The organism is Clostridium sp. AF32-12BH, assembly GCF_003477935.1.
Classification (GTDB): domain Bacteria; phylum Bacillota; class Clostridia; order Lachnospirales; family Lachnospiraceae; genus Brotaphodocola.
In genome coordinates, this window is sequence record NZ_QUEH01000017.1 from 63,396 (window position 1) to 84,534 (window position 21,139).

The 21,139-nt window shown below is 48.8% G+C and carries 16 protein-coding genes and 2 pseudogenes; 17 read left to right on the forward strand and 1 reads right to left on the reverse strand.

What is annotated here, in order from left to right:
• Window positions 1–647, reverse strand: a pseudogene (locus tag DWZ40_RS20150) (hypothetical protein); the annotation flags it as partial.
• 28 nt (window positions 648–675) lie between these two features.
• Between DWZ40_RS20150 and DWZ40_RS15650 the strand changes: the two are divergent.
• The 17 genes and pseudogenes from DWZ40_RS15650 to DWZ40_RS15730 form a co-directional block, all read left to right on the forward strand.
• Window positions 676–924: pseudogene (locus DWZ40_RS15650) on the forward strand (tyrosine-type recombinase/integrase); the annotation flags it as partial.
• Window positions 925–1,144: 220 nt separating this feature from the next.
• The gene (locus tag DWZ40_RS15655) at window positions 1,145–2,638 is read left to right on the forward strand and encodes a hypothetical protein (RefSeq protein WP_118543821.1); all 1,494 of its coding nucleotides are present in this window, start codon (window positions 1,145–1,147) and stop codon (window positions 2,636–2,638) included.
• Between the two features lie 83 nt (window positions 2,639–2,721).
• A complete protein-coding gene (locus tag DWZ40_RS15660; RefSeq protein WP_118543822.1) occupies window positions 2,722–3,132 on the forward strand; it encodes a peptide deformylase in 411 nt (136 codons plus the stop codon).
• Between the two features lie 21 nt (window positions 3,133–3,153).
• Window positions 3,154–3,537, forward strand: a complete 384-nt coding sequence (locus tag DWZ40_RS15665; RefSeq protein WP_118543823.1) for a VOC family protein — start codon at window positions 3,154–3,156, stop codon at window positions 3,535–3,537.
• 110 nt (window positions 3,538–3,647) lie between these two features.
• The gene (locus DWZ40_RS15670) at window positions 3,648–4,109 is read left to right on the forward strand and encodes an SseB family protein (protein WP_118543824.1); all 462 of its coding nucleotides are present in this window, start codon (window positions 3,648–3,650) and stop codon (window positions 4,107–4,109) included.
• A gap of 279 nt (window positions 4,110–4,388) precedes the next feature.
• Window positions 4,389–5,012, forward strand: a complete 624-nt coding sequence (gene ruvA / locus DWZ40_RS15675) for a Holliday junction branch migration protein RuvA (protein ID WP_118543825.1) — start codon at window positions 4,389–4,391, stop codon at window positions 5,010–5,012.
• A gap of 103 nt (window positions 5,013–5,115) precedes the next feature.
• Window positions 5,116–6,120 (forward strand): Holliday junction branch migration DNA helicase RuvB, encoded by a 1,005-nt coding sequence (ruvB, locus tag DWZ40_RS15680; protein WP_118543826.1) that lies wholly within the window; start codon window positions 5,116–5,118, stop codon window positions 6,118–6,120.
• Between the two features lie 288 nt (window positions 6,121–6,408).
• Window positions 6,409–7,890 carry a cell division protein ZapA gene (locus DWZ40_RS15685; RefSeq protein ID WP_118543827.1) on the forward strand — a complete coding sequence of 494 codons (1,482 nt, stop codon included), beginning with the start codon at window positions 6,409–6,411 and terminating at the stop codon, window positions 7,888–7,890.
• Between the two features lie 189 nt (window positions 7,891–8,079).
• Window positions 8,080–10,500, forward strand: a complete 2,421-nt coding sequence (locus tag DWZ40_RS15690; RefSeq protein WP_347560106.1) for a DUF3656 domain-containing protein — start codon at window positions 8,080–8,082, stop codon at window positions 10,498–10,500.
• A gap of 6 nt (window positions 10,501–10,506) precedes the next feature.
• Window positions 10,507–11,832 (forward strand): FtsW/RodA/SpoVE family cell cycle protein, encoded by a 1,326-nt coding sequence (locus DWZ40_RS15695; RefSeq protein ID WP_118543828.1) that lies wholly within the window; start codon window positions 10,507–10,509, stop codon window positions 11,830–11,832.
• On the forward strand, window positions 11,819–13,270 hold the full coding sequence (locus DWZ40_RS15700) for a penicillin-binding transpeptidase domain-containing protein (RefSeq protein ID WP_243035362.1): 1,452 nt from the start codon (window positions 11,819–11,821) through the stop codon (window positions 13,268–13,270). The genes DWZ40_RS15695 and DWZ40_RS15700 overlap by 14 nt, the downstream gene beginning before the upstream one ends.
• 59 nt (window positions 13,271–13,329) lie before the next feature.
• The gene (locus tag DWZ40_RS15705) at window positions 13,330–14,106 is read left to right on the forward strand and encodes an FAD binding domain-containing protein (protein ID WP_118543830.1); all 777 of its coding nucleotides are present in this window, start codon (window positions 13,330–13,332) and stop codon (window positions 14,104–14,106) included.
• Between the two features lies 1 nt (window position 14,107).
• Window positions 14,108–14,566, forward strand: coding sequence for a 2Fe-2S iron-sulfur cluster-binding protein (locus DWZ40_RS15710; protein WP_118543831.1), 459 nt, complete (start codon window positions 14,108–14,110; stop codon window positions 14,564–14,566).
• Between the two features lie 3 nt (window positions 14,567–14,569).
• On the forward strand, window positions 14,570–16,855 hold the full coding sequence (locus DWZ40_RS15715; RefSeq protein WP_118543832.1) for a molybdopterin cofactor-binding domain-containing protein: 2,286 nt from the start codon (window positions 14,570–14,572) through the stop codon (window positions 16,853–16,855).
• Window positions 16,856–16,970: 115 nt separating this feature from the next.
• Complete coding sequence (locus tag DWZ40_RS15720; RefSeq protein WP_118533268.1) at window positions 16,971–17,423, forward strand: NUDIX hydrolase; 453 nt, start codon at window positions 16,971–16,973, stop codon at window positions 17,421–17,423.
• A 180-nt stretch (window positions 17,424–17,603) separates the two neighbouring features.
• Window positions 17,604–18,977 (forward strand): FAD-dependent protein, encoded by a 1,374-nt coding sequence (locus tag DWZ40_RS15725; protein ID WP_118543833.1) that lies wholly within the window; start codon window positions 17,604–17,606, stop codon window positions 18,975–18,977.
• Window positions 18,978–19,146: 169 nt separating this feature from the next.
• Complete coding sequence (locus tag DWZ40_RS15730; protein ID WP_118543834.1) at window positions 19,147–20,973, forward strand: ABC-ATPase domain-containing protein; 1,827 nt, start codon at window positions 19,147–19,149, stop codon at window positions 20,971–20,973.
• The last annotated feature ends 166 nt before the right edge of the window (window positions 20,974–21,139 follow it).

Below are 21,139 nucleotides of genomic sequence, written 5' to 3' on the forward strand. Positions count from 1 at the left end.
TCGATGGTGGCTTGACCATTCATAAGCATTGGGAGAAGCCAGTCACGTAAATTGGATAAAGAGATATTCTCTTTCACCAAAGATACTTGAATTTCATACCATTTTCTAACTTTTTGTGCATAAACATCTCCCAGGTTTGCAGATGGTATTGCAATTGCTGTAGCTTTTAAATACTTAAAATGACGAGCATATCCATGGTTGGATAAATCAATAGATTTTATTACCTGGTAAAATATTTCATTTGGCATAGCACTGGTGTCTGAATTTATAATTTGAGTTCCATCAGCACCTCTTGCAAATGGGAATCGAATGTATTTGACAACCCTAGTGTGATCCCCAAATACAATATATCCAGTTTCGTTTGATAAAATGCTGGTTTTATCATCTGTGTATCCAGCAATATAATTCGATGATTGATCTATAACTGGAATTGATCCTTTCTTGCCAATTTCAGCAGATGGAATTTTGGTTGTATTTGGTACTTTCGCTAAAAGATTGCCTATAGTATCAACAGTCCAACCAACTGGTATAAGCTTTTTGAGAACTTTATTGTAAAATAATTCTCCACCAGAAGATTTATATGGTTTTCCATTTTCATCCGGAAAATCATACTGAACAAACCAATAGTCGAAGATGGTCTTTGCCATCTCATCTAAATAATCATTTATACCATAAAATTCAACCGTGAATGGGATTTTGGAGCGCTATTGTAAGAAACTCGGCATTTCCACGATTTCTGTTCATGGATTGCGTCATACCCATGCGTCAATCCTGTTATTTGCAGGGGTGTCGATCGGAAGTGTGGCGCGGAGACTTGGACATGCCAGCATGACAACGACACAGAAAACATATCTGCATATCATTCAGGAACTGGAAAACCAGGATATTGATCTGGTGATGCGGTCAATGGCAAATTTGACTTGATTAGTAGAGGTCTCGTTACTTCGATTTTACGATCTGCTACTGCGAAAATGATGCTTGCACGTAACAGTAACAATAAATAGAATATAAACGAAAGCAACTTAAATACAAAGAAAGATCAGAACACTGGTGAATGGGCTGCATATGAGCATAAGGATATCATTTCCGATACGTGTCTGATAAAACCGGGTTTTGCTATAACGTATATTCAGGGGGAAGATTGGTGGAAAAAGAATTTTACATAAAGGACAAGACGCCACTGCAGTATTTGCAATCTATTGTAAATCTTGAGCGTTTCCAGAAGTATTTACAGGAGAAGGATCTTGGCAGTGCCTACAATTACCTAAACAATATCTATATGGTTATGCTGGATACAGACCAAAACACGAGGGGCGAAGCAGTCGGAATTTACGAAAGCCATTTGGAAGAGATCCATAAACAGCTTGGGACGCTTAAGTCATTAAAAGAAAAAAGAACGAGTATCACAAAAACAGATAATCCTTTCATTGGCAAAGCACGCATGGAAACTTTACGGGAATCTTTGATCCATGATAGTATTGCATACCTGTCTAACGTAGATTCGATTCGTTTTGAGCGGACATACGATGGACAAATGATCGACCGTCATATGAATAACATCCCGGAGCTGGCTTATGAGGACCGGTATTATAAAACACCATATGTTATATTTTTAAAATATATGCAGTTTTTTGCAGATTCGCTGTCCATGCTTGCGACAGCGGAAGAATACAATCGATTGCCGCAGAATATTAAGCATGTCATTGCAGCGAATGATTCTGGAAAAGCGAATGGGGAGAAGTCTGCATTTGATCAAAAAAAGAACGGCAATATAAAGAGAAAGAAAAATGCTCGCCACAATCATGCCGGGCGAAAACTATGGAATTTTTTCAAGATAGCGATTGTGATATGCCTGGTCTTTATCTTGAAAATTTCGAATGATGGGAAGAGTAATACCTATCAGTCTGCAGCGGGTGATGTCAATACAACGGTAAGGATGGATAATGCAATACCGCAGCAAATTGCAGATAGAAATACTATGCCAGCAAAATCATTATTCGATGACCGGCAGCCGGACATGCAGCAATTGACAAATCGTGTTTCTGAAGAAAATGTAAAAATACAATACGAATGGGAATCTCCTTCCGGATCCTGGAAAAATGGAATAACCATGGAATTAAATATGGGTGTCTATATGTATTATCGCGGGTTACCACGCCAATATTCCAATGATTGTAAAAATTATATTTCTGATGAATACACGGTCAGCATGTTAAAACGCACGAATGAGACGATCGATGAGCTGTGTGAAAAAGAAAACATGAGCAGCGAATGGGCAAAGGTGCAGGAAACGGTTGCATTTGTACAGGCGATTCCATACAAGACCGATGAGGAATCGGTAGGGCAGGAAGAATGGTACAAATATCCGTATGAGACCTTGGTTGATCAGTGCGGGGATTGTGAAGACAAAACATTCCTGCTTGCAGGACTTCTGAAAGAACGGGGATACGATGTTGTTATCCTTATCATGCCCGACCATATGGCGCTTGGTATTGCAGGCACGGATATTCCGGGAAGCTATTATGAACGGAATGGGAAAAAGTATTACTATGTGGAAACGACATCTTCCGGGTGGAAAATCGGAGATATCCCGAATGAGTATCGTTGGCAGAAGGCAGAAGTCGTTCCAATTATGTGATTTGGCCGCACAACTCTGCAATTACAAAGGCCAATGTTATATCGTTCACGCAAAAAATGAATCTATAGAATGGAGACAAAATCATGGTAAGACCAATCATGCGAGACATCGCATTCTTAAAACAGAAATCACTTCCGGCAACTTCTGCGGACCGCCAGGTTGCACTCGATCTTTTAGATACCTTAAGGGCCCACGAGGCAGAGTGTGTTGGCATGGCAGCGAATATGATCGGGGTGCAGAAAAATATCATTGCGGTGAATATGGGATTTATGAATGTTGCGATGTTTAACCCTGTCGTTGTGAAAAAATCCGGTGCATTTGAGACGGAAGAGGGCTGTCTTTCCCTGTCCGGGGTTAGGAAAACGACCCGTTATGAGGAGATTGAAGTTGAATACGAAGATATGAATTTCAAAAAGCAGCATCAGAAATTCAGCGGCTGGACAGCCCAGATCATTCAGCATGAATGTGATCATCTGGCGGGAATCATTATTTAAATGGGTGGAGGAATTACGTCTATGAAAATAGAACATATCGCACTGTATGTGAATGATCTGGAAAAGACGCGGAATTTTTTTGTGAAATACCTGGGTGCAAAATCAAATGACGGGTATTATAATATGCGGACAGGATTCCGGTCTTATTTTCTTTCTTTTGATGATGGGGCGAGACTGGAAATTATGAATAAACCGAAAATGTCAGATTTACCGAAAAATCTAGACCGGACAGGCTACGCACATATTGCGTTCAGTGTTGGCAGCAAGGAAAATGTGGAGCAAATTACAGCCAAATTGCAGGATGCTGGCTACGAAGTGATCAGTGGACCGAGAACAACGGGAGACGGCTACTACGAAAGCTGTATCGTTGCCATTGAGCAGAACCAGATTGAGATTACGGTGTAAAATCGTTAAATACAGTTATTGTAGCAGATTTTGCCGATTTGAAATGCGGAGGATTGGCAAAATCCGTTGCTGTTTAACAGTAACAGGATAAGAAAGAGCAGGACAATAGGATGAATACAACAGAGAACACGAAAAAGGATGAAGGCCTGATCGGAAATGAAAAAATTGAGGAAGCGATTGCTGCATTGCAGCAGGAACCGAGCGAAGAAATGTTAGCCCATGCTTTGACAGTGATCCGCCGGCGGATGCGGGAACAGGGACAGGTTATTCTGGCGGTGGATATGCCGCAGGATCAGAGCGGAATGCCGCAGATGATGGCAAATCCAGCAGCTCCGATGCAGATTCAGGCAGTGCAGACCGCGGATGGAAAAGCATGGTGGGTGGCATTTACCAGTTTTGAAGAGGAATTGCGTGGTGCGGATCAGGTGAAGTCCACGTTTCTGGCTGATCTGGAGCAGATTTTCCGGACAGCACTGACGGTGAACGAAATCGAAGGAGTCATTTTAAACCCGTGGAACCGCACGATGATGTTAAACAAAAACCTGATTCAGATCGTGTTGGGGGATTCATAGAAATTTGGTAACTGTTCAGTAGGTCTGCGCATTTACTGCGCTGACCGTAAGAAAACATAGGATGGCAGGCAAAAATCCCATTGCCGTAGGCAATTTTTCATGGATTTTTGCTCGTGACTGTGAAGGTACTGAACAGTTACGAACTTCGGCAAGTCCTGACAGTGCTTGCCATAAAGATAAAATAGAATGTCTGTTCGATATTTGCCTTGCGCCTGGCAGTCTGATATGCTAGAATAAGAAGCACGATAAAAGGATATTAGGAAAGGTCAGGACAAGCATTTGTTTTCATATATCAAAGGAACATTAGAAGAATACTGGGAAGATACGGTGGTAATTGAGTCGGGAGGCATTGGGTGGAACATTCACGTTCCGCTGTCTGTGCTGGACCGGCTTCCTCATGTGGGGGAGCAGATGAAGGTCTATACCTCCTTTCAGGTGAAAGAAGACTCCATGACGCTTTACGGCTTTCTAAGCCGTCAGGATTTAAAGATGTTTAACCAGCTTCTCGGCGTAAATGGCATCGGCCCGAAGGCGGCACTTGGCATTCTTTCTTCCCTCACCCCGGACGATCTTCGCATGGCGATCATAGCGGAGGATGCTAAGGCAATCGCGAAGGCACCGGGCATTGGCCCGAAGACAGCAAAGCGTGTGATCCTGGATCTGAAGGACAAGATCAGCATGGACGATGTGCTCCCGCTGCAGTTTGCTGGTGGACCGGCAGAGGCAAATGTTGCTGCAGTGGCTTCTGGTGTGGATGGAGCAGGAAAAGAGGCGATAGAAGCACTGGTTGCTCTTGGTTACTCACCGACAGAAGCAACCAAAGCTGTTCGTCAGGTAGAAATCAAGGAAGGCATGAACGCGGAAGCTGTGCTGAAGGCATCGCTGAAATTTCTGGCATTTTAGGATAACAAGCGGGAATCCTTGGTTATTCAATGCAGGTGCAGTTCACCAAAATCATGCAGGTATGCAGGTGCAGAACGATTAAAAATCAGTATTGGAGCAGGAAATGGAACGACGGATCATTACCACTGAGGTGACGGAAGAAGACAAGGTCATAGAGCCCAATCTCCGTCCTCAGCTGTTAGACGAATACATAGGGCAGGAAAAAATTAAAAATAATTTAAAGGTCTACATTGATGCGGCAAAGGCGCGCGGCGAATCTCTGGACCATGTGTTGTTTTACGGACCGCCAGGACTGGGAAAAACAACGCTTTCCGGCATCATTGCCAATGAGATGGGCGTACACATGAAGGTGACTTCCGGTCCGGCGATCGAAAAGCCGGGAGAAATGGCGGCCATTTTAAACAATCTCCAGGAGGGAGATGTATTGTTTGTAGACGAGATCCACCGTCTGAACCGCCAGGTAGAGGAGGTGCTTTACCCGGCTATGGAGGATTTTGCGATTGATATTATGCTGGGAAAGGAATCTTCCGCCCGCTCTATCCGGCTGGATCTGCCGCATTTTACTCTTGTGGGGGCGACGACAAGAGCCGGACTTCTGACAGCGCCGCTGCGTGACCGTTTTGGTGTGGTCCAGAAGCTGGAGTTTTATACACCGGCAGAGCTGCAGGTGATCGTAGAGCGCTCGGCAGCAGTGCTTGGTGTCGGAATTGATCCGGAAGGTGCTGCGGAGATCGCAAGACGTTCCCGCGGAACGCCGCGTCTGGCAAACCGCCTGTTAAAGCGGGTCCGCGATTTCGCACAGGTAAAATATGATGGAGTCATCACCAAACAGGTGGCGGATTTTGCACTGGACATTCTGGATGTGGACAAGGTTGGTCTGGATAATAACGACCGGAGCATTCTTCTTATGATGATTGAGAAATTCGGAGGCGGCCCGGTAGGGCTGGAGACTTTGGCGGCGGCTCTCGGCGAGGATGCAGGCACGCTGGAGGATGTTTATGAGCCATACCTTCTTATGAATGGTTTTTTAAACCGGACCCCGCGCGGCCGTGTGGCGACTCCGTTAGCTTACCAGCATCTGGACATCCCTTATCCGGAACATGGCTGATGCAGCTCGGATTCTGGAATTTGTCTAGAAAAGGCTGGCGGCTTTGGAAAAGAGTTGTAACAGGATCCAATTCGAAATCAGAAAATAGAACAGAAAAAATATGAGATGGCATCAGGAATGTTTGGGCTTCCGGGTGCTTTTTCATAAGAAATCATAATGATACAAAAATGAGAAACTGAAGGAAACACTCTTGTTGAGATGGTTGGAATATGTTAAAATGAGTGCGAGTTCACAGAAATATGTATACAGTATTTTAATATTAATCGATTTATTATATAAGGAAATTTCATGGAAAAGAAAAATTACACGGAAGTGTTTATAGATGGAACCGTTTTTACGCTGGGCGGCGAGGAAGATGAAGCGTATTTAAGACAGGTTGCAGCGTATTTAAATGAAAAGATTGGAGAAGTGCGGAAGTTAGATGGTTTTTCCAGACAAAGCCCGGAATACCAGAATCTGACCATTCAGCTGAACCTTTCGGATGATTATTTTAAAGAGCAGATGCGTGCAGACGGCCTGGAACAGCAGAAGGAAGAACTGGAGAAGGACGCTTACAGTTTAAAGCATGAGCTGATCACCACACAGATGAAACTGGATGCGCAGTCCCGTGAGCTGGAGGTGGCGAAGGCTGCCCCGTTAAAAGATCGGGAAGAGCTGGAAGCTGCGAAGGAAAAGCTGGAGACAGCCGGGCAGGAGATTGAGAATTTGAAGAATCGCTGCGAGGCTGCAAGGCAGGAACTTGCTGCGGCAAAAGCAGAGACTGAGACAGTACGTCAGGAAAAAGCAGCCGCTGTATCAGCGCAGGAAGCTGCGGTTGCGGAAGCGGAGAATGCGCAGCAGGAAACAGAAGCATTAAAGCAGAATCTGGAAGAAAAGACTGCGGAAACAGAACAACTGAAAAAAGATTTGGAAGGAAAATCTGCAGAGTCAGATCAGTTGAAACAGGAACTGGAGGCAGCACGCGAAGAGCTTGCGAAGCTGCAGTCTGAGCAGAGCGCAGCAGAAAATGAGTTGCAGCAGGCTCACTTGAAGAATGCTTCTTCGATTCAGGAATTGTCCCAGCTTAGGACTGAGGCGGAGACTACAAAGCAGGAGCTTAGCCAGGCCAGAACCGAGGCGGAAACTGCAAAGCAGGAGCTTAGCCAGGCCAGAACCGAGGCAGAGACTGCGAGACAGGAGCTTGCCCAGGCAAAGAGCGAGGCAGAGACCGCAAAACAAGAGCTTTCCCAGGCACATGACGAAACGGAAATGGCAGTTATGGAGCTTGATGAGGCACGCGAGGAGAAGCAGAAAGCAGCCAGCGAGCTTGAAAGCATTCGCACGACTGCAGAGGAAACAGCCCGTGAACTGAGACAGACCCGGGAAGCAGCAGAGCATACCGAGGCAGAATTAAAAGCAGCGCTCGCTGAGGCGAAAGCAGAAACAGAGCAGATGCGGATCAAACTTGAAGTAGCACAGAGAGATGGCGAGAGTGTAAGACTGGAACTGGAAACCTTGAAACAGTCAGCATCAGCAGTTCAGCCGGTAGAACAGGCTGCTTCAACTGCAGAGCAGGGAGTGCCAACAGTACAACCAACTGCAGAGAAAAAGCCAGAGCAGGCAACAGGGACTGTAACATCTGCAGCGGCCAGAGAGCAGGTAGCTTCCGTTCTTCCGAAGGCAGTAAAAACACCGGAAGAACAAAAAGAGGCAGACGACCTGGCAAAGCAGGCGGCATTTAGGGCGGCTTTGGCGGCAGCAACACATCCAAACCGCCATTTTATCCGTTAAAGGATACAATATTAGAGTTCCTGTTTGCGCAACGCGTGAACGGTAATGATATCAGATATACAGGGGCAAGAAAGGAGGGACGTTTCGAATCAGATCGGGACTCCCTTTCTTTGCATTGCATATTAGGAAAGCACCGGAGGTGCATCCGCCGATTGGATTTTGCCCTGGAATTGTTAATAGGAGGAAGTTTTGAATTCACGTGTAGAAATCCTGGCTCCGGCCGGGTCAATGGAAAGTATGATGGCAGCGGTCCATGCGGGAGCGGATGCTATTTATATGGGTGGCAGCCGGTTTGGTGCCCGCGCCTATGCAGATAATCCAGAAGAGGATCAGTTCCTGAAAGCGATCGATTACGCACATCTGCATGGTTGCCGTCTTTATATGACAGTCAATACGCTGGTTAAGGAAGAGGAGCTGGACCAGCTTTATGATTTTTTAAAACCGTACTATGAGCGGGGACTGGATGTGGTGATCGTTCAGGATCTGGGTGTGTGGAAATTTATCCGCGAGCATTTCCCGGATCTTCCGATCCACGCAAGCACACAGATGACGGTGACAGGATGGCGCAGCGCAAAAATCTTAAAGGAGCTTGGTGCGACCCGTGTGGTAACAGCGCGTGAGCTTTCTTTGCAGGAAATCGCGCAGATCCGCGATCATGTGGATGTAGAAATCGAGAGTTTCGTCCATGGTGCATTGTGCTACTGCTATTCCGGACAGTGTCTGCTTAGCAGTCTCATTGGCGGACGGAGCGGAAACCGTGGCAGATGTGCACAGCCGTGCAGACTTCCATACGATGTGCTGACGGTAGGTGGGACACCTCTGAAAGGTGCGATCCACCAGATGGCCGAGGGAAAAAAGACAGCGAAAACATGGGATAACAGGAAGAAAAATGACAAAAAGTCAGGAGATAATCGCTATGTTTTGAGTTTAAAGGATCTTTGCACCCTCGACATTCTCCCGGATGTGATTGAGTCCGGCGTCTATTCCTTAAAAATCGAGGGCAGAATGAAGAGTCCGCGTTACACGGCCGGTGTCGTGAGCATTTACCGCAAATATGTGGATTATTATCTGGAACATGGCCGGGACGGCTATAAGGTAGATCCGGCTGACCGGAAAATGCTGCTGGATCTGTTTGACCGTGGTGGCTTTACGGATGGTTACTACCTCCATCACAATGGCCGGGAGATGGTCGCATTAAAAGAAAAACCGGCGTTTCGTGAAGGAAACCAGGCATTGTTTGACCGTTTGGACCGCGATTATGTGAATAAAAAGAAGCAGGAGCCACTTTCCGGTCATGTGACGGTAAAGGAAGGTGAGCCGTTGAAGTTTGCACTCTGGTGTGCAGAGCCGGAGCTGCTTTTGGAAGAAGCTGCTGACCAGAATCCGTATGTGGAAGTTACGGGAGCAGAGGTTCTGACGGCGCAGAACCAGCCAATGGGCGAAGAAAAACTGTTAAAGCAGTTGAACAAGACGGGAAATACACCGTTCTATTTTGAAAATCTGACTGCGGAAATCTCTGGAAACTGTTTTGTACCGGTACAGGCATTGAATGAACTGCGCCGGGAAGCCTTAGAGCAGATGGAAGAGAAACTGCTGGCACCTTTTTCCAGAGTGGCAAAGCAGGAGTCTGGTGCAGACAGAACCGCAGAAACTTGTGATAAAACAGAGACATGCGGCAAAACAGAAACAGGAAGAACCGCAGAAACTGCCGTGGTATCAGAAAACATTCAGGATTCAGAAACACTCCGGATCGTGGAAGCAGCCCAGGAAAAAGCCCAGGAAGCAGCCACGGACAGAACCGGTCTCCACATTTCCCTTGAGGAGCCGCGTCTGTTAAGCACGGCCATTGCCCATCCGGATGTCAGCCGCATCTATCTGGATTCCTGCAGCTTCGGACCGGAGACCTGGGAAACGGCTGTGAAGGAATGCCATGAGCAGGGAAAACAGTGCAGTCTGATGCTGCCTCATATTTTCCGCACGGAAGCGGAAACCTATTTTAAGAAGCATATGGCTGCGTTAAAGGCAGCAGGCTTTGATGAACTGGTGGTAAAATCCCTGGATGAGATCTTCTTCTTAAAGGAACAGGGAGTGGATGAAATCCCCCTGGTTTCCGATGCAAACCTTTATGTGATGAACCATCTGGCCAGAGAGCAGATGAAGCAGCTTGGCATTTCCCGCATGACCCTTCCGCTGGAGTTAAACAGCAGGGAACTGGAGACACTGGGATGTGAGCAGATGGAGCTGTTTGTATACGGTTACCTTCCGGCTATGGTATCGGCCCAGTGCATTGTGCGCACAACGAAGGGCTGCACGAAAAAGCCGGAGCTTTTAAAGATGAAGGACCGCACTGGAAAAGAGCTTCCGGTAAAGAATTTCTGCCGGTTCTGCTACAACACCATCTACAATCCGAGCCCGCTTTCGCTGCTCGGTCAGGAAAAGCTGGTCAGCCGTCTGCAGCCGGGGGCGCTGCGTCTGGCGTTTACCATGGAGTCACCGGAGCAGATGAAAGAAATCCTGGATGCATTCGCGGATCATTTCCTGCACGGAGAAGATACCAAGGACCCGCTGAAAGACTTTACACGGGGGCATTTTAAGAGAGGCGTAGAATAACCGTTTATGATCAATATTGTAATTGAAGTATCCAAATACCTGATGATTCTTCTGATCGCCGCATACACTTACTGGAATTTCAGTTATTTCCGGTTTCATGACTCGGACCGGCAGGGAAGTGTCTGCATCCGGCAGAATATCGCGATGTTTCTGATGCACTTTGTCGCATATGCGGTATTGTTTTTAAAATCGGAGGATGAGCGGGTGCTCCTGTTTTATCTGGCCCAGGTGATCTTTCTGGCCGTTTACACGGGGCTTTACAAGATTTTTTATCCAAAGAGGTCAAGACTTTTAGTCAATAACATGTGTATGCTGCTGTGTGTCGGATTCATCATTCTGACCCGTCTGGATTTTGACAAGGCGATCCGTCAGTTTGTGATCGTTGCTATTTCAGCACTGGTGACCTGGATCATTCCATTTATTTTGGAGCGGGTCTGGCAGCTGGCAGAAATCCCGTGGGTGTACGGCTTTGCGGGATTGGCACTGCTGATCGTGGTGTGGGTGATCGGAAACAACAGCTTTGGAGCGCAGCTTTCTGTGAACATCGCGGGCATTGCATTTCAGCCGTCGGAGTTTGTTAAGATCCTGTTCGTATTTTTTGTGGCATGCATGTTTTACCGAGATACGGAGTTTCGGACCATCGCAGAGACAACCGCCATGGCGGCTGCCTATGTGCTGGTGCTGGTGCTCTCCAAGGACCTTGGAAGTGCGCTGATCTTCTTTCTGACGTATCTGACCATGCTGTTTGTGGCAACGGGCAGCTGGCTTTACCTTTTTTCCGGACTCATCAGCGGGTGCGGGGCATCAGTGGTTGCGTACCAGCTGTTTGCCCATGTGCGGACGCGTGTAGCGGCCTGGAAAAATCCGTGGGCAGACATCGATAACCGCGGCTACCAGATCACGCAGTCGCTGTTTGCCATCGGTACGGGTGGCTGGTTTGGCATGGGACTTTACCAGGGTATGCCGTATAAGATCCCGGTCGTGGAAAAGGACTTCGTCTTTGCGGCAATCTCGGAAGAGCTGGGCGGAATTTTTGCCCTCTGTGTGCTGTTTGTCTGCCTTGGCTGCTTTTTGCAGTTTGTGCTTCTGGCAGCGCAGATGCAGGCGCTGTTCTTTCAGCTGATCGCGTTCGGGCTTGCCATGGTATATGCAGTCCAGATTTTTCTGACGGTTGGAGGTGTGACCAAGTTCATCCCGTCAACCGGAGTGACCCTTCCGTTTGTCAGCTATGGCGGAAGTTCTATCTTGAGTACCTTTATCATTTTCGGGGTGATTCAGGGCCTTTACATTCTGAAGCGGAATGATGAGGAGGACTACGATGAAATCGACTGAAAAGAAGAAAACAGGAAAACGCCTGAAGGAAAAGCGGACAGACCGTAACATCCTGTTTATTACTTATGTGATGGTGGGGCTGTTTGTCTGTCTGATGGGCTATTTCGGCTATTTTCTGCAGGTGCAGAGTGAGACGGTCATCAACAATTCTTACAATGCCCGTCTGGACAGTTTTTCGGACCGGATCATCCGCGGAGAAATCTTAAGCAGCGACAGAACCGTCTTAGCGAAAACCAATGTCGCGGAGGATGGAACCGAGGTGCGGGAATATCCGTATGGCAGTTTATTTGCCCATGTGGTCGGTTATTCTGACCAGGGAAAAACCGGTCTGGAATCGCTGGCAAACTTTTATCTGCTAAGCTCCCACATGAATCTAGTGGAGCAGGCAGTCAATGAGCTTTCGGATGTAAAAAATCTGGGCGATCAGGTGGTGACCACGCTGGATGTGCAGCTGCAGCAGGCGGCTTCGGATGCGCTTGGAGACCGGAAGGGCGCTGTTGTGGTAATGGAGCCGGACACCGGAAAGATTCTTGCCATGGTCTCGAAGCCCGGGTTTGATCCGAACCAGCTGAGCAGTCAGTGGGAGAGCCTGATCTCCGGGGATAATACCGAGGCGCAGCTGTTAAACCGTGCATCCCAGGGGCTTTATCCGCCGGGATCGACGTTTAAGATCGTTACGCTTCTGGAATACATCCGGGAGCATCCGAACACCTGGGAAGGCTTTACTTTCGATTGTGACGGAAGTTATGAATATGGAGACTACAAGATCTCCTGTTACCATGGAACCGCCCATGGGCACCAGTCCCTTTTGCAGGCATTTGCCAATTCCTGCAACGGTGCGTTTGCCAGCCTTGGGCTTACCATGGATCTGGAGCGCATGAAGCGCACAACGGATGAGCTTTTGTTTAACCGGGACCTTCCCTTGTCCCTGGCTTACAGCAAGAGTTCTTTTGCGATGGGACCCGGTGCTTCGGACTGGGAGCGGCTGCAGACCGCCATCGGCCAGGGCAACACCCAGATGACGCCGCTTCACAATGCCATGATCACGGCAGCCATTGCCAGTGGCGGTGTGCTGATGAAACCATATCTGATCGACCATGTGGAATCCGCAGCAGGAGAAGAGGTAAAGAAATTCCTGCCTTCTTCCTATGGAAATCTCATGACCTCTGCGGAAGCGGATACCCTGGCGATGTTTATGCGCAGCGTGGTGACGGATGGAACCGGTTCGGGTGTCCGCACGGATGCGTATTCCGTAGCCGGGAAAACCGGATCTGCGGAATTTGAAACAGGAAAAGAAACCCACGCATGGTTTACCGGATTTGCCCCGGCGGAGGATCCGAAGCTGGTGGTAACGGTCCTGGTGGAAGAGGCGGGCTCGGGCGGTCATGTGGCAGCACCGATCGCCAGAACAATTTTTGATACCTATTTTTCAAGATAAAATAGAGTGATATACCGTTTACAGAAATAATCTTTAGGAGTGACGAAGGAGGAAGGCGCATGTTTCATGCAAAGGAGTATGTGAAAGCAGAAAGCCTTGAGCAGGCATACGCGCTGAACCAGAAAAAAAGCAATGTTCTGGTCGGCGGCATGATGTGGCTCAAAATGGGAAATGGAAACCGCAATACGGTGATCGACCTAAGTGGTCTCGGACTCGATCAGATCGAGGAAACGGAAGAAGAATTCCGGATCGGCTGTATGTGCAGCCTGCGGGATCTGGAACTTCATGAGAGGTTAAACCAGTATTTTGGCGGAGTTTTTAGGGAATGTACCCGTTGGATCGTGGGAACCCAGTTCCGCAACGGCGCTACTGTGGGCGGCAGTATTTTTGGTCGTTTCGGTTTTTCGGATATTTTAACCTGCATGATGGTTCTGGATACGTATGTGGAGTTATACAAGGGTGGAACCGTTTCCCTGGAAGAATTTGCAAAGATGAAATATGAGCGGGATATCCTGGTTCGTATCATCATCAAAAAGGACGGCAGAAAAGCCGCTTATGTCAGCCAGCGCCGTTCCAAGACCGATTTCCCACTGATCGCGGTTGCGGCAGCAAAAAAAGACGATATGTGGTACCTTTCTGTGGGTGCAAGACCTTCCAAAGCAGCGCTTGTGGTACGGCCGGTCCAGACCGGCTGTGAACTTTCGGAGCAGGCGAAGGAAGCAGTCAGCCAGTTTTCTTTTGGCAGTAATCTGCGGGGCAGCGCAGATTACCGGAAGTCTCTGGCAGAAATCTATGTGAGACGGCTGATGGAAGCATTAAATGGGGGGGAGGCATAAGATGAAGATCACACTGATATTAAATGGAAAAAAGACTGAGGCAGAGATCAAGGCCGATACCCTGCTTTTAGACCTGGTCCGCGAAAAGGGCTGTTACAGCGTAAAGCGCGGATGTGAGACATCGAACTGTGGTCTCTGCACGGTATGGCTGGACAAAAAGCCGGTGCTTTCTTGTTCGGTCCTTGCGGCAAGAGCGGACGGACACGAAATCACCACGCTGGAAGGGCTTCAGAAGGAATCCGAAGAATTTGCAGGCTTTCTCGCGAGAGAAGGTGCTGACCAGTGCGGTTTCTGCAGCCCGGGCCTGATCATGAATGTGCTGGCCATGGAGCGGGAACTGGTAAACCCGACGACGGATGAAGTAAGGGAGTATCTGGCTGGAAATTTATGCCGCTGTACCGGATATGCCAGTCAGCTGCGTGCACTGGAAAAGTACTTAAACCGGAAAAAGGAGGCGTAGACCATGGAACCAAAGAAAAAATATGTAGGAACTTCAGTGGTGAAAAAAGATTCAAAAGCACTTCTTTCCGGAAAACCTCTTTACACCGATGATATTGCTCCCAAGGATTGCCTGATCGTGAAACTGCTGCGCAGCCCCCATGCGCATGCATGGATCGAAGAGATCGATCTTTCCAGAGCCTTGAAGGTAGAGGGAATCGAGACGATCCTGACTTATAAAGATTGTTCCCAGAAGCGTTTTACCATGGCGGGTCAGACTTTTCCGGAGCCAAGTCCGTATGACCGCCTGATCCTGGACCAGAGAGTCCGTTTCGTTGGAGATGCAGTTGCGATTGTGGCAGGTGAGACGGAAGAAGCGGTTGATAAGGCACTGCGTCTGATTAAGGTAAAATATCAGGTGTTGGAGCCGGTTCTGGATTTTCACACAGCCAAGGACAATAAGATCCTGGTACATCCGGAGGACAGCTGGAAAAGTCTGTGCCCGGTCGGTGCAGATAACAAACGGAATCTTTGTGCTTCCGCCGAGGATAGCAACGGGGATGTCGATGCTATCTTAGCAGGCTGTGCACATGTCATTGACCATACGTATCATGTCAAAGCAAACCAGCAGGCGATGATGGAGACGTTCCGTACTTTTACGACCATGGATGCATATGGCCGCTTAAATGTTACTTCTTCGACACAGATTCCGTTCCATGTGCGTCGGATCGTGGCACATGCGCTGGATATCCCAAAATCAAAGGTGCGTGTCTTAAAGCCAAGGATCGGCGGCGGCTTCGGTGCAAAGCAGACGGTTGTGACCGAGGTGTATCCGGCACTGGTTACGTGGAAGACCGGAAAACCGGCGAAGCTGATCTACACCCGTTATGAGTCCCAGATTGCATCCTCCCCGCGTCACGAGATGGAGGTCCATGTAAGGCTCGGAGCCGATGAAAATGGAATTTTCCAGGCAATTGACATTTATACTCTGTCGAATACCGGAGCATTTGGCGAGCATGGGCCGACCACGGTTGGTCTGTCCGGACACAAATCAATCCCGCTGTACTCCACAACCAAAGCATATCGCTTCGCTTATGATGTGGTTTACACCAATACCATGTCTGCAGGTGCGTACCGCGGTTACGGTGCGACGCAGGGCATTTTTGCACTGGAATCTGCAGTCAATGAGCTTGCGCGGGAATTGCATATGGACCCGACGGTCCTTCGTGAGAAAAATATGGTACATGAGGGTGACTTCATGCCGGCCTATTACGGCGAAACAGCAAACAGCTGTGCGCTGGACCGCTGTTTGGCAAGAGCCAAGGAACTGATCCACTGGGATGAAAAATACCCGTGCCGCGATATGGGCAATGGAAAGGTGCGTTCCGTAGGCGTGGCGATGTCCATGCAGGGTTCTGCGATTTCGAACTGTGACGTGGGTTCCATTACCCTGAAGTTAAATGATGACGGCTTCTACACCCTGATGCTGGGTGCTTCCGACATGGGTACCGGCTGCGATACAACACTGGCCCAGATTGCGGCAGATGTGCTGGGGTGTGATCTTGACAATATCGTATCCCATGGTGTTGATACGGATGTTTCTCCGTACGATTCCGGCTCTTATGCGTCCAGTACCGCGTACCTCACTGGTATGGCAGCTGTGAAGGCATCGAAGTCCATGATCCGTCTGATCACCGAAAAGGGAGCAGAGTATCTGGAAAAAACGCCAGAGGAAGTAGAATTTGACGGCGAACGGGTGATGGCAAAGGACGGCTCCGCTGCGATCAGCTTAAAAGATATCGGAAACCGTGCCATGGCGAACAATGGAAAGGCACTCGAGGTGACCGAAAGCCATTCTTCACCGGTATCTCCGCCTCCGTTTATGGTTGGTATCGCGGAAATCGAGATGGACAAGGAAACCTGTGACTTTGAGCTGGTCAACTATGTGGCAGTCGTAGACTGTGGAACCCCGATCAACCCGGCACTGGTCCGCGTCCAGACCGAAGGTGGTCTGGGACAGGGCATTGGTATGGCGATGTTTGAGGATGTGACCCGCTCCGAAAAAGGACAGGTTTATGAGAATTCCTTTATGCAGTACAAGCTTCCGAGCCGTGTCGATGTCGGCAATATCCGCGTGGAGTTTGAGAGCAGCTACGAGCCGACCGGACCGTTTGGTGTCAAATCCATCGGTGAGGTTGTCATCAACACGCCATCCCCGGCGATCGCAGGCGCGGTAGCCAATGCGACCGGCGTGCAGATCCGTGAGCTTCCGGTCACACCTGAGAAGATTTTCCGTGAGCTCCATAAATAAAATAAAGTAACGCAATAAGAAACTTGCAAGTTGTCCGAAATAGAGGTATACTAAAGCCAGTCTATGCGACACACCAACACCGTGTTTGTGACACGGTGCAACAGGAGGAATTGCAATGATAGAAGCAACGAGCTGTGGAGGTGTGGTTATATTTCGCGGCAAGATCCTGGTTCTCTATAAGAATTACAAGAACAAGTATGAGGGCTGGGTCCTTCCAAAGGGAACTGTAGAAGCAGGAGAGGAATACAAGGAGACCGCTCTTCGCGAGGTCAAAGAAGAAACCGGTGTCAGCGCTTCCATTATCAAGTATATCGGAAAGAGCTCTTATTCCTTTAACACGCCGCAGGATATGGTGGAGAAAGACGTACACTGGTATCTGATGATGGCAGACAGCTATTACAGTAAACCACAACGGGAAGAGCATTTTGTGGATTCCGGGTATTACAAGTTTTATGAGGCGTACCATCTTCTGAAATTCTCCAACGAGAAGCAGATCCTGGAAAAAGCCTACAACGAGTACCGGGATTTAAAAAAGGCGAACCTCTGGGGCAGCAAGAAGTATTTTTAAGACTGGTTATAAAAACAGGGAATCCAATGGATTCTCTGTTTTTGTGCGCGACGAATGCGGTATGACTACATTTGAGGACTGCCGCGCAGCAGATAAGATCCGCAAAGCAGGTTTTACCTCTGCATACGTGACGCATAGCAAAGAAAACGGAGAAGTATAAGAAGGAGTTTTGAAAGAAATATGAAGTATGATGTCATCATTGTAGGAGCAGGTCCGGGCGGTATCTATTCCGCTTATGAACTTACCAAAAAGTGCAGCGGCAAGAAGATCGCAGTGTTCGATTCCGGTTATTCTTTGAAGAAGCGTCACTGCCCGATCGATGGAGATAAGATCAAGGCCTGCATCAAGTGCAAATCCTGCTCCATTATGAGCGGATTTGGCGGAGCTGGCGCATTCTCTGATGGAAAATACAATATCACCAACGCTTTCGGTGGTACGCTGTACGAGTACATCGGCAAAAAAGTAGCAACGGAGCTGATGGAGTATGTCGACGAGATCAACATGGCTCACGGCGGAGAGGGTACCAAGATGTATTCTACCGCAGGAACCGGATTAAAGAAGGTATGTATCCAGAACCGTCTGAAACTGCTGGATGCATCTGTGCGTCATCTGGGTACCGATATCAACCTGGTTGTTCTGGGCCAGCTTTATGATGAGTTAAAGGACCAGGTGGATTTCTATTTCGAGTCCCCGGTCAGCCACATTGAAAGCCTGGAAGATGGCACTTACCGCGTATGGGTCGGAGAAGAGTCTTACGACTGTGGGAAATGTATTGTTTCCGTAGGAAGAAGCGGAAGCAAATGGATGGAGAAGATCTGTAAGGAACTGGATATTCCGACCAAGTCCAACCGTGTTGACCTGGGTGTGCGCGTAGAGCTTCCGGCGGTTCTGTTCTCTCATCTGACCGATGAGCTTTACGAGAGCAAGATCGTGTACCGCACCGAGAAATTCGAGGATAACGTGCGTACCTTCTGCATGAACCCGAGAGGCATTGTCGTAAATGAGAATACCAACGGTATCGTAACCGTAAACGGACACAGCTACGAGGACCCGGCTAAGCAGACCGAGTGCACCAACTTTGCGCTGCTGGTATCCAAGCATTTCTCTGAGCCGTTCAAGGACAGCAACGGCTACGGCGAGAGCATTGCGCGTCTGTCCAACATGCTGGGCGGCGGCGTTATCGTACAGCGTTTCGGTGATTTGGTGCGCGGAAGACGAAGCACCCAGAAGCGTATCGAGGAGAATATGTTTATGCCGACCTTATCTGCAACTCCGGGCGATTTAAGCCTGGTACTGCCGAAGCGTATCTTAGACGGCATCATCGAGATGATCTATGCACTGGATAAGATTGCACCTGGTACCGCAAATGACGATACTTTACTTTACGGTGTCGAGGTCAAATTCTACAACATGGAAGTAGATGTCGATGAGAATCTGGAGAGCCGCCACAAAGGCCTTTACATCATCGGTGACGGAAGCGGTGTGACCCACTCCCTGTCCCATGCATCGGCAAGCGGCGTTTACGTAGCAAGAAAGATTGCAGAAAGTTTATAAAAGATCGATGAAGTGCGGTTTTCCCTGGTTGTAATATTGGGAAAATGTTACTGTTTACAGGTAGGAATTTTGCTGCACTTCTGATCAGAAAAATGGTTGCCGGACGTTTGTGCAAAGCAGAGAATTCTGCAGCCAGACGTCCGGTAATCGCGTATATGAGGAGAATAGTATGAAATCATCCAATGAACTTCGCACGATGCTGCGGGGCATTGACCGGAAAAGCTATCCGGCATACAAAGCACTGGCCGGGGCATATCAGTTTGGAAGCTATATTCTGGTGATCGACCATGTCCAGGGAGATCCTTTTGCGTCCCCTTCTTCGGTTCATGTGGAAATCCCGTGGAAGGTATCTGGCTTTGCGGAAAACCTGCGGGACCGGGTGTGCAAGCGTGTTGCTTTGCAGGATCATCTGACGAGGCTGTTTTATGCCCAGACAGAGCGCTTCAGCTTCCAGACAAAGGGCTCTGGCAAGAGCGGTCTGATTTCTATCAGCCGCTGCGGTCAGGAGGTTTTAGAGCGCAGTGCCTGTGAGATCAGCCGTGACACCATTACGGTGCGCTTTCATGTGGGATTTCCGGCATTTGGACGTACCATCGATGCGGGCGGGCTGGAAAAGATCCTGTTTGAGTTTCTGCCAAAGGCAGTGGAAAAGAGCTTTGTTGCAAAGAATCTGGACCGCCGGGCAGTGCAGGAGGCCGTATGGATAGCAGAAGACCAGGAGGAACTGCGCAGACAGCTGCGGGAGCGAAAGCTGGCTGCATTCGTGGCAAACGGAGCTATCTTACCACGCAAAAGCGGTGTTTCCGACCAGCCTATGAAGGAAAGTGTGCCGTTCCTTTCCCCAAAGAGCATGGAAGCTTCTTTTGTGCTGCCGCATCACGGCGAAATCCGCGGGATGGCGGTGCCGGAGGGCATTACCCTCATCGTGGGAGGCGGCTACCATGGAAAATCAACTCTGCTTTCTGCTTTGCAGATGGGCGTTTACAACCACATCGCGGGAGATGGACGGGAGTTTGTCCTGGCCGATGACACGGCAGTAAAGCTGCGGGCAGAGGAAGGACGCTCCATCAAAAATACGGATATTTCATTATTTATCAACGATCTGCCAAACCGCAAGGACACCAGAAGCTTTTCCACCACCGATGCCAGCGGAAGCACTTCCCAGGCGGCGGGTGTTGTGGAAGGAATCGAAGCCGGGACCAGACTTTTCCTCATCGACGAAGATACCTCTGCGACCAACTTTATGGTGCGCGATGACTTTATGCAGCAGGTCATCAGCCGGGAAAAAGAACCGATCACCCCGTTTCTGGAGCGGGCACGGGATTTATATGAAAAGGCCGGGATTTCAACCATTCTGGTAGCAGGCAGCTCCGGAGCCTTTTTCTATATTGCAGACCAGATCATTCAGATGGACTGCTACCGCCCGGTGGATATTACAAACCGGGTGAAGGCACTCTGCAAGGAGCATAAGGCACCGAGAACGGAGGCGCCTGGTTTTGTATTGCCAGAGTTTACGGTGGCGTATGGGAAAGAAACTTCCGGTGCAGTGCGGACAATGAGCGATGCGAAGGGCATGGGAGAAGGTGAGGTAGGCTCAGGCTATATGCAGGGACACAGCGAAAAAAGTGGACGCAGCGTGGATGTAGCACAGGAACGCGGCGGAAAACGTGGACACGGTGCAGGTCGTACACAGGAACGCAGCAAGGTGAAAATATTCGGCAAAGATTCGTTCTCGCTTGACCGCGAAACCGTAGACCTGCGCTATGTAGAACAGCTTGCGGACTCAGAGCAGACCGCGGCGCTTGCCTATCTGACCCGCTATGCGCTGGAGCAGCTTGCAGACGGAAAGAGGACATTGTGCCAGATCGCGAAAGAACTGGAAACACAGTATGCGGCAAAGGGCTGGAACCATTTAACCGGATCCTATGTGCCGGGTGGACTTGCAAGGCCGAGAATCCAGGAAGTGTTTGCAGCACTAAACCGATACCGGGGATAAACATTGCATGACGAAAAGACGTCAGAGAAGCGTCTTCTGATTTACCATGTGGAACAACATAAGAGATAAGATTAAAAACGAGATAGAAGAGAAACTACCAAGAGAATTTCATAGGAAAATCCAAGGGAAAATACAAGAAAAAATACGCGACAAAACGTACGACAAG

Bases quoted from the DNA above. Each gene is read 5' to 3' on its own strand.
- DWZ40_RS15660 (WP_118543822.1), top strand. From the start codon at position 2,722: ATGGTAAGACCAATCATGCGAGACATCGCATTCTTAAAACAGAAATCA.
- DWZ40_RS15665 (WP_118543823.1), top strand. From the start codon at position 3,154: ATGAAAATAGAACATATCGCACTGTATGTGAATGATCTGGAAAAGACG.
- DWZ40_RS15670 (WP_118543824.1), top strand. From the start codon at position 3,648: ATGAATACAACAGAGAACACGAAAAAGGATGAAGGCCTGATCGGAAAT.
- ruvB (WP_118543826.1), top strand. From the start codon at position 5,116: ATGGAACGACGGATCATTACCACTGAGGTGACGGAAGAAGACAAGGTC.
- DWZ40_RS15685 (WP_118543827.1), top strand. From the start codon at position 6,409: ATGGAAAAGAAAAATTACACGGAAGTGTTTATAGATGGAACCGTTTTT.
- DWZ40_RS15695 (WP_118543828.1), top strand. From the start codon at position 10,507: ATGATCAATATTGTAATTGAAGTATCCAAATACCTGATGATTCTTCTG.
- DWZ40_RS15700 (WP_243035362.1), top strand. From the start codon at position 11,819: ATGAAATCGACTGAAAAGAAGAAAACAGGAAAACGCCTGAAGGAAAAG.
- DWZ40_RS15705 (WP_118543830.1), top strand. From the start codon at position 13,330: ATGTTTCATGCAAAGGAGTATGTGAAAGCAGAAAGCCTTGAGCAGGCA.
- DWZ40_RS15710 (WP_118543831.1), top strand. From the start codon at position 14,108: ATGAAGATCACACTGATATTAAATGGAAAAAAGACTGAGGCAGAGATC.
- DWZ40_RS15715 (WP_118543832.1), top strand. From the start codon at position 14,570: ATGGAACCAAAGAAAAAATATGTAGGAACTTCAGTGGTGAAAAAAGAT.
- DWZ40_RS15720 (WP_118533268.1), top strand. From the start codon at position 16,971: ATGATAGAAGCAACGAGCTGTGGAGGTGTGGTTATATTTCGCGGCAAG.
- DWZ40_RS15725 (WP_118543833.1), top strand. From the start codon at position 17,604: ATGAAGTATGATGTCATCATTGTAGGAGCAGGTCCGGGCGGTATCTAT.
- DWZ40_RS15730 (WP_118543834.1), top strand. From the start codon at position 19,147: ATGAAATCATCCAATGAACTTCGCACGATGCTGCGGGGCATTGACCGG.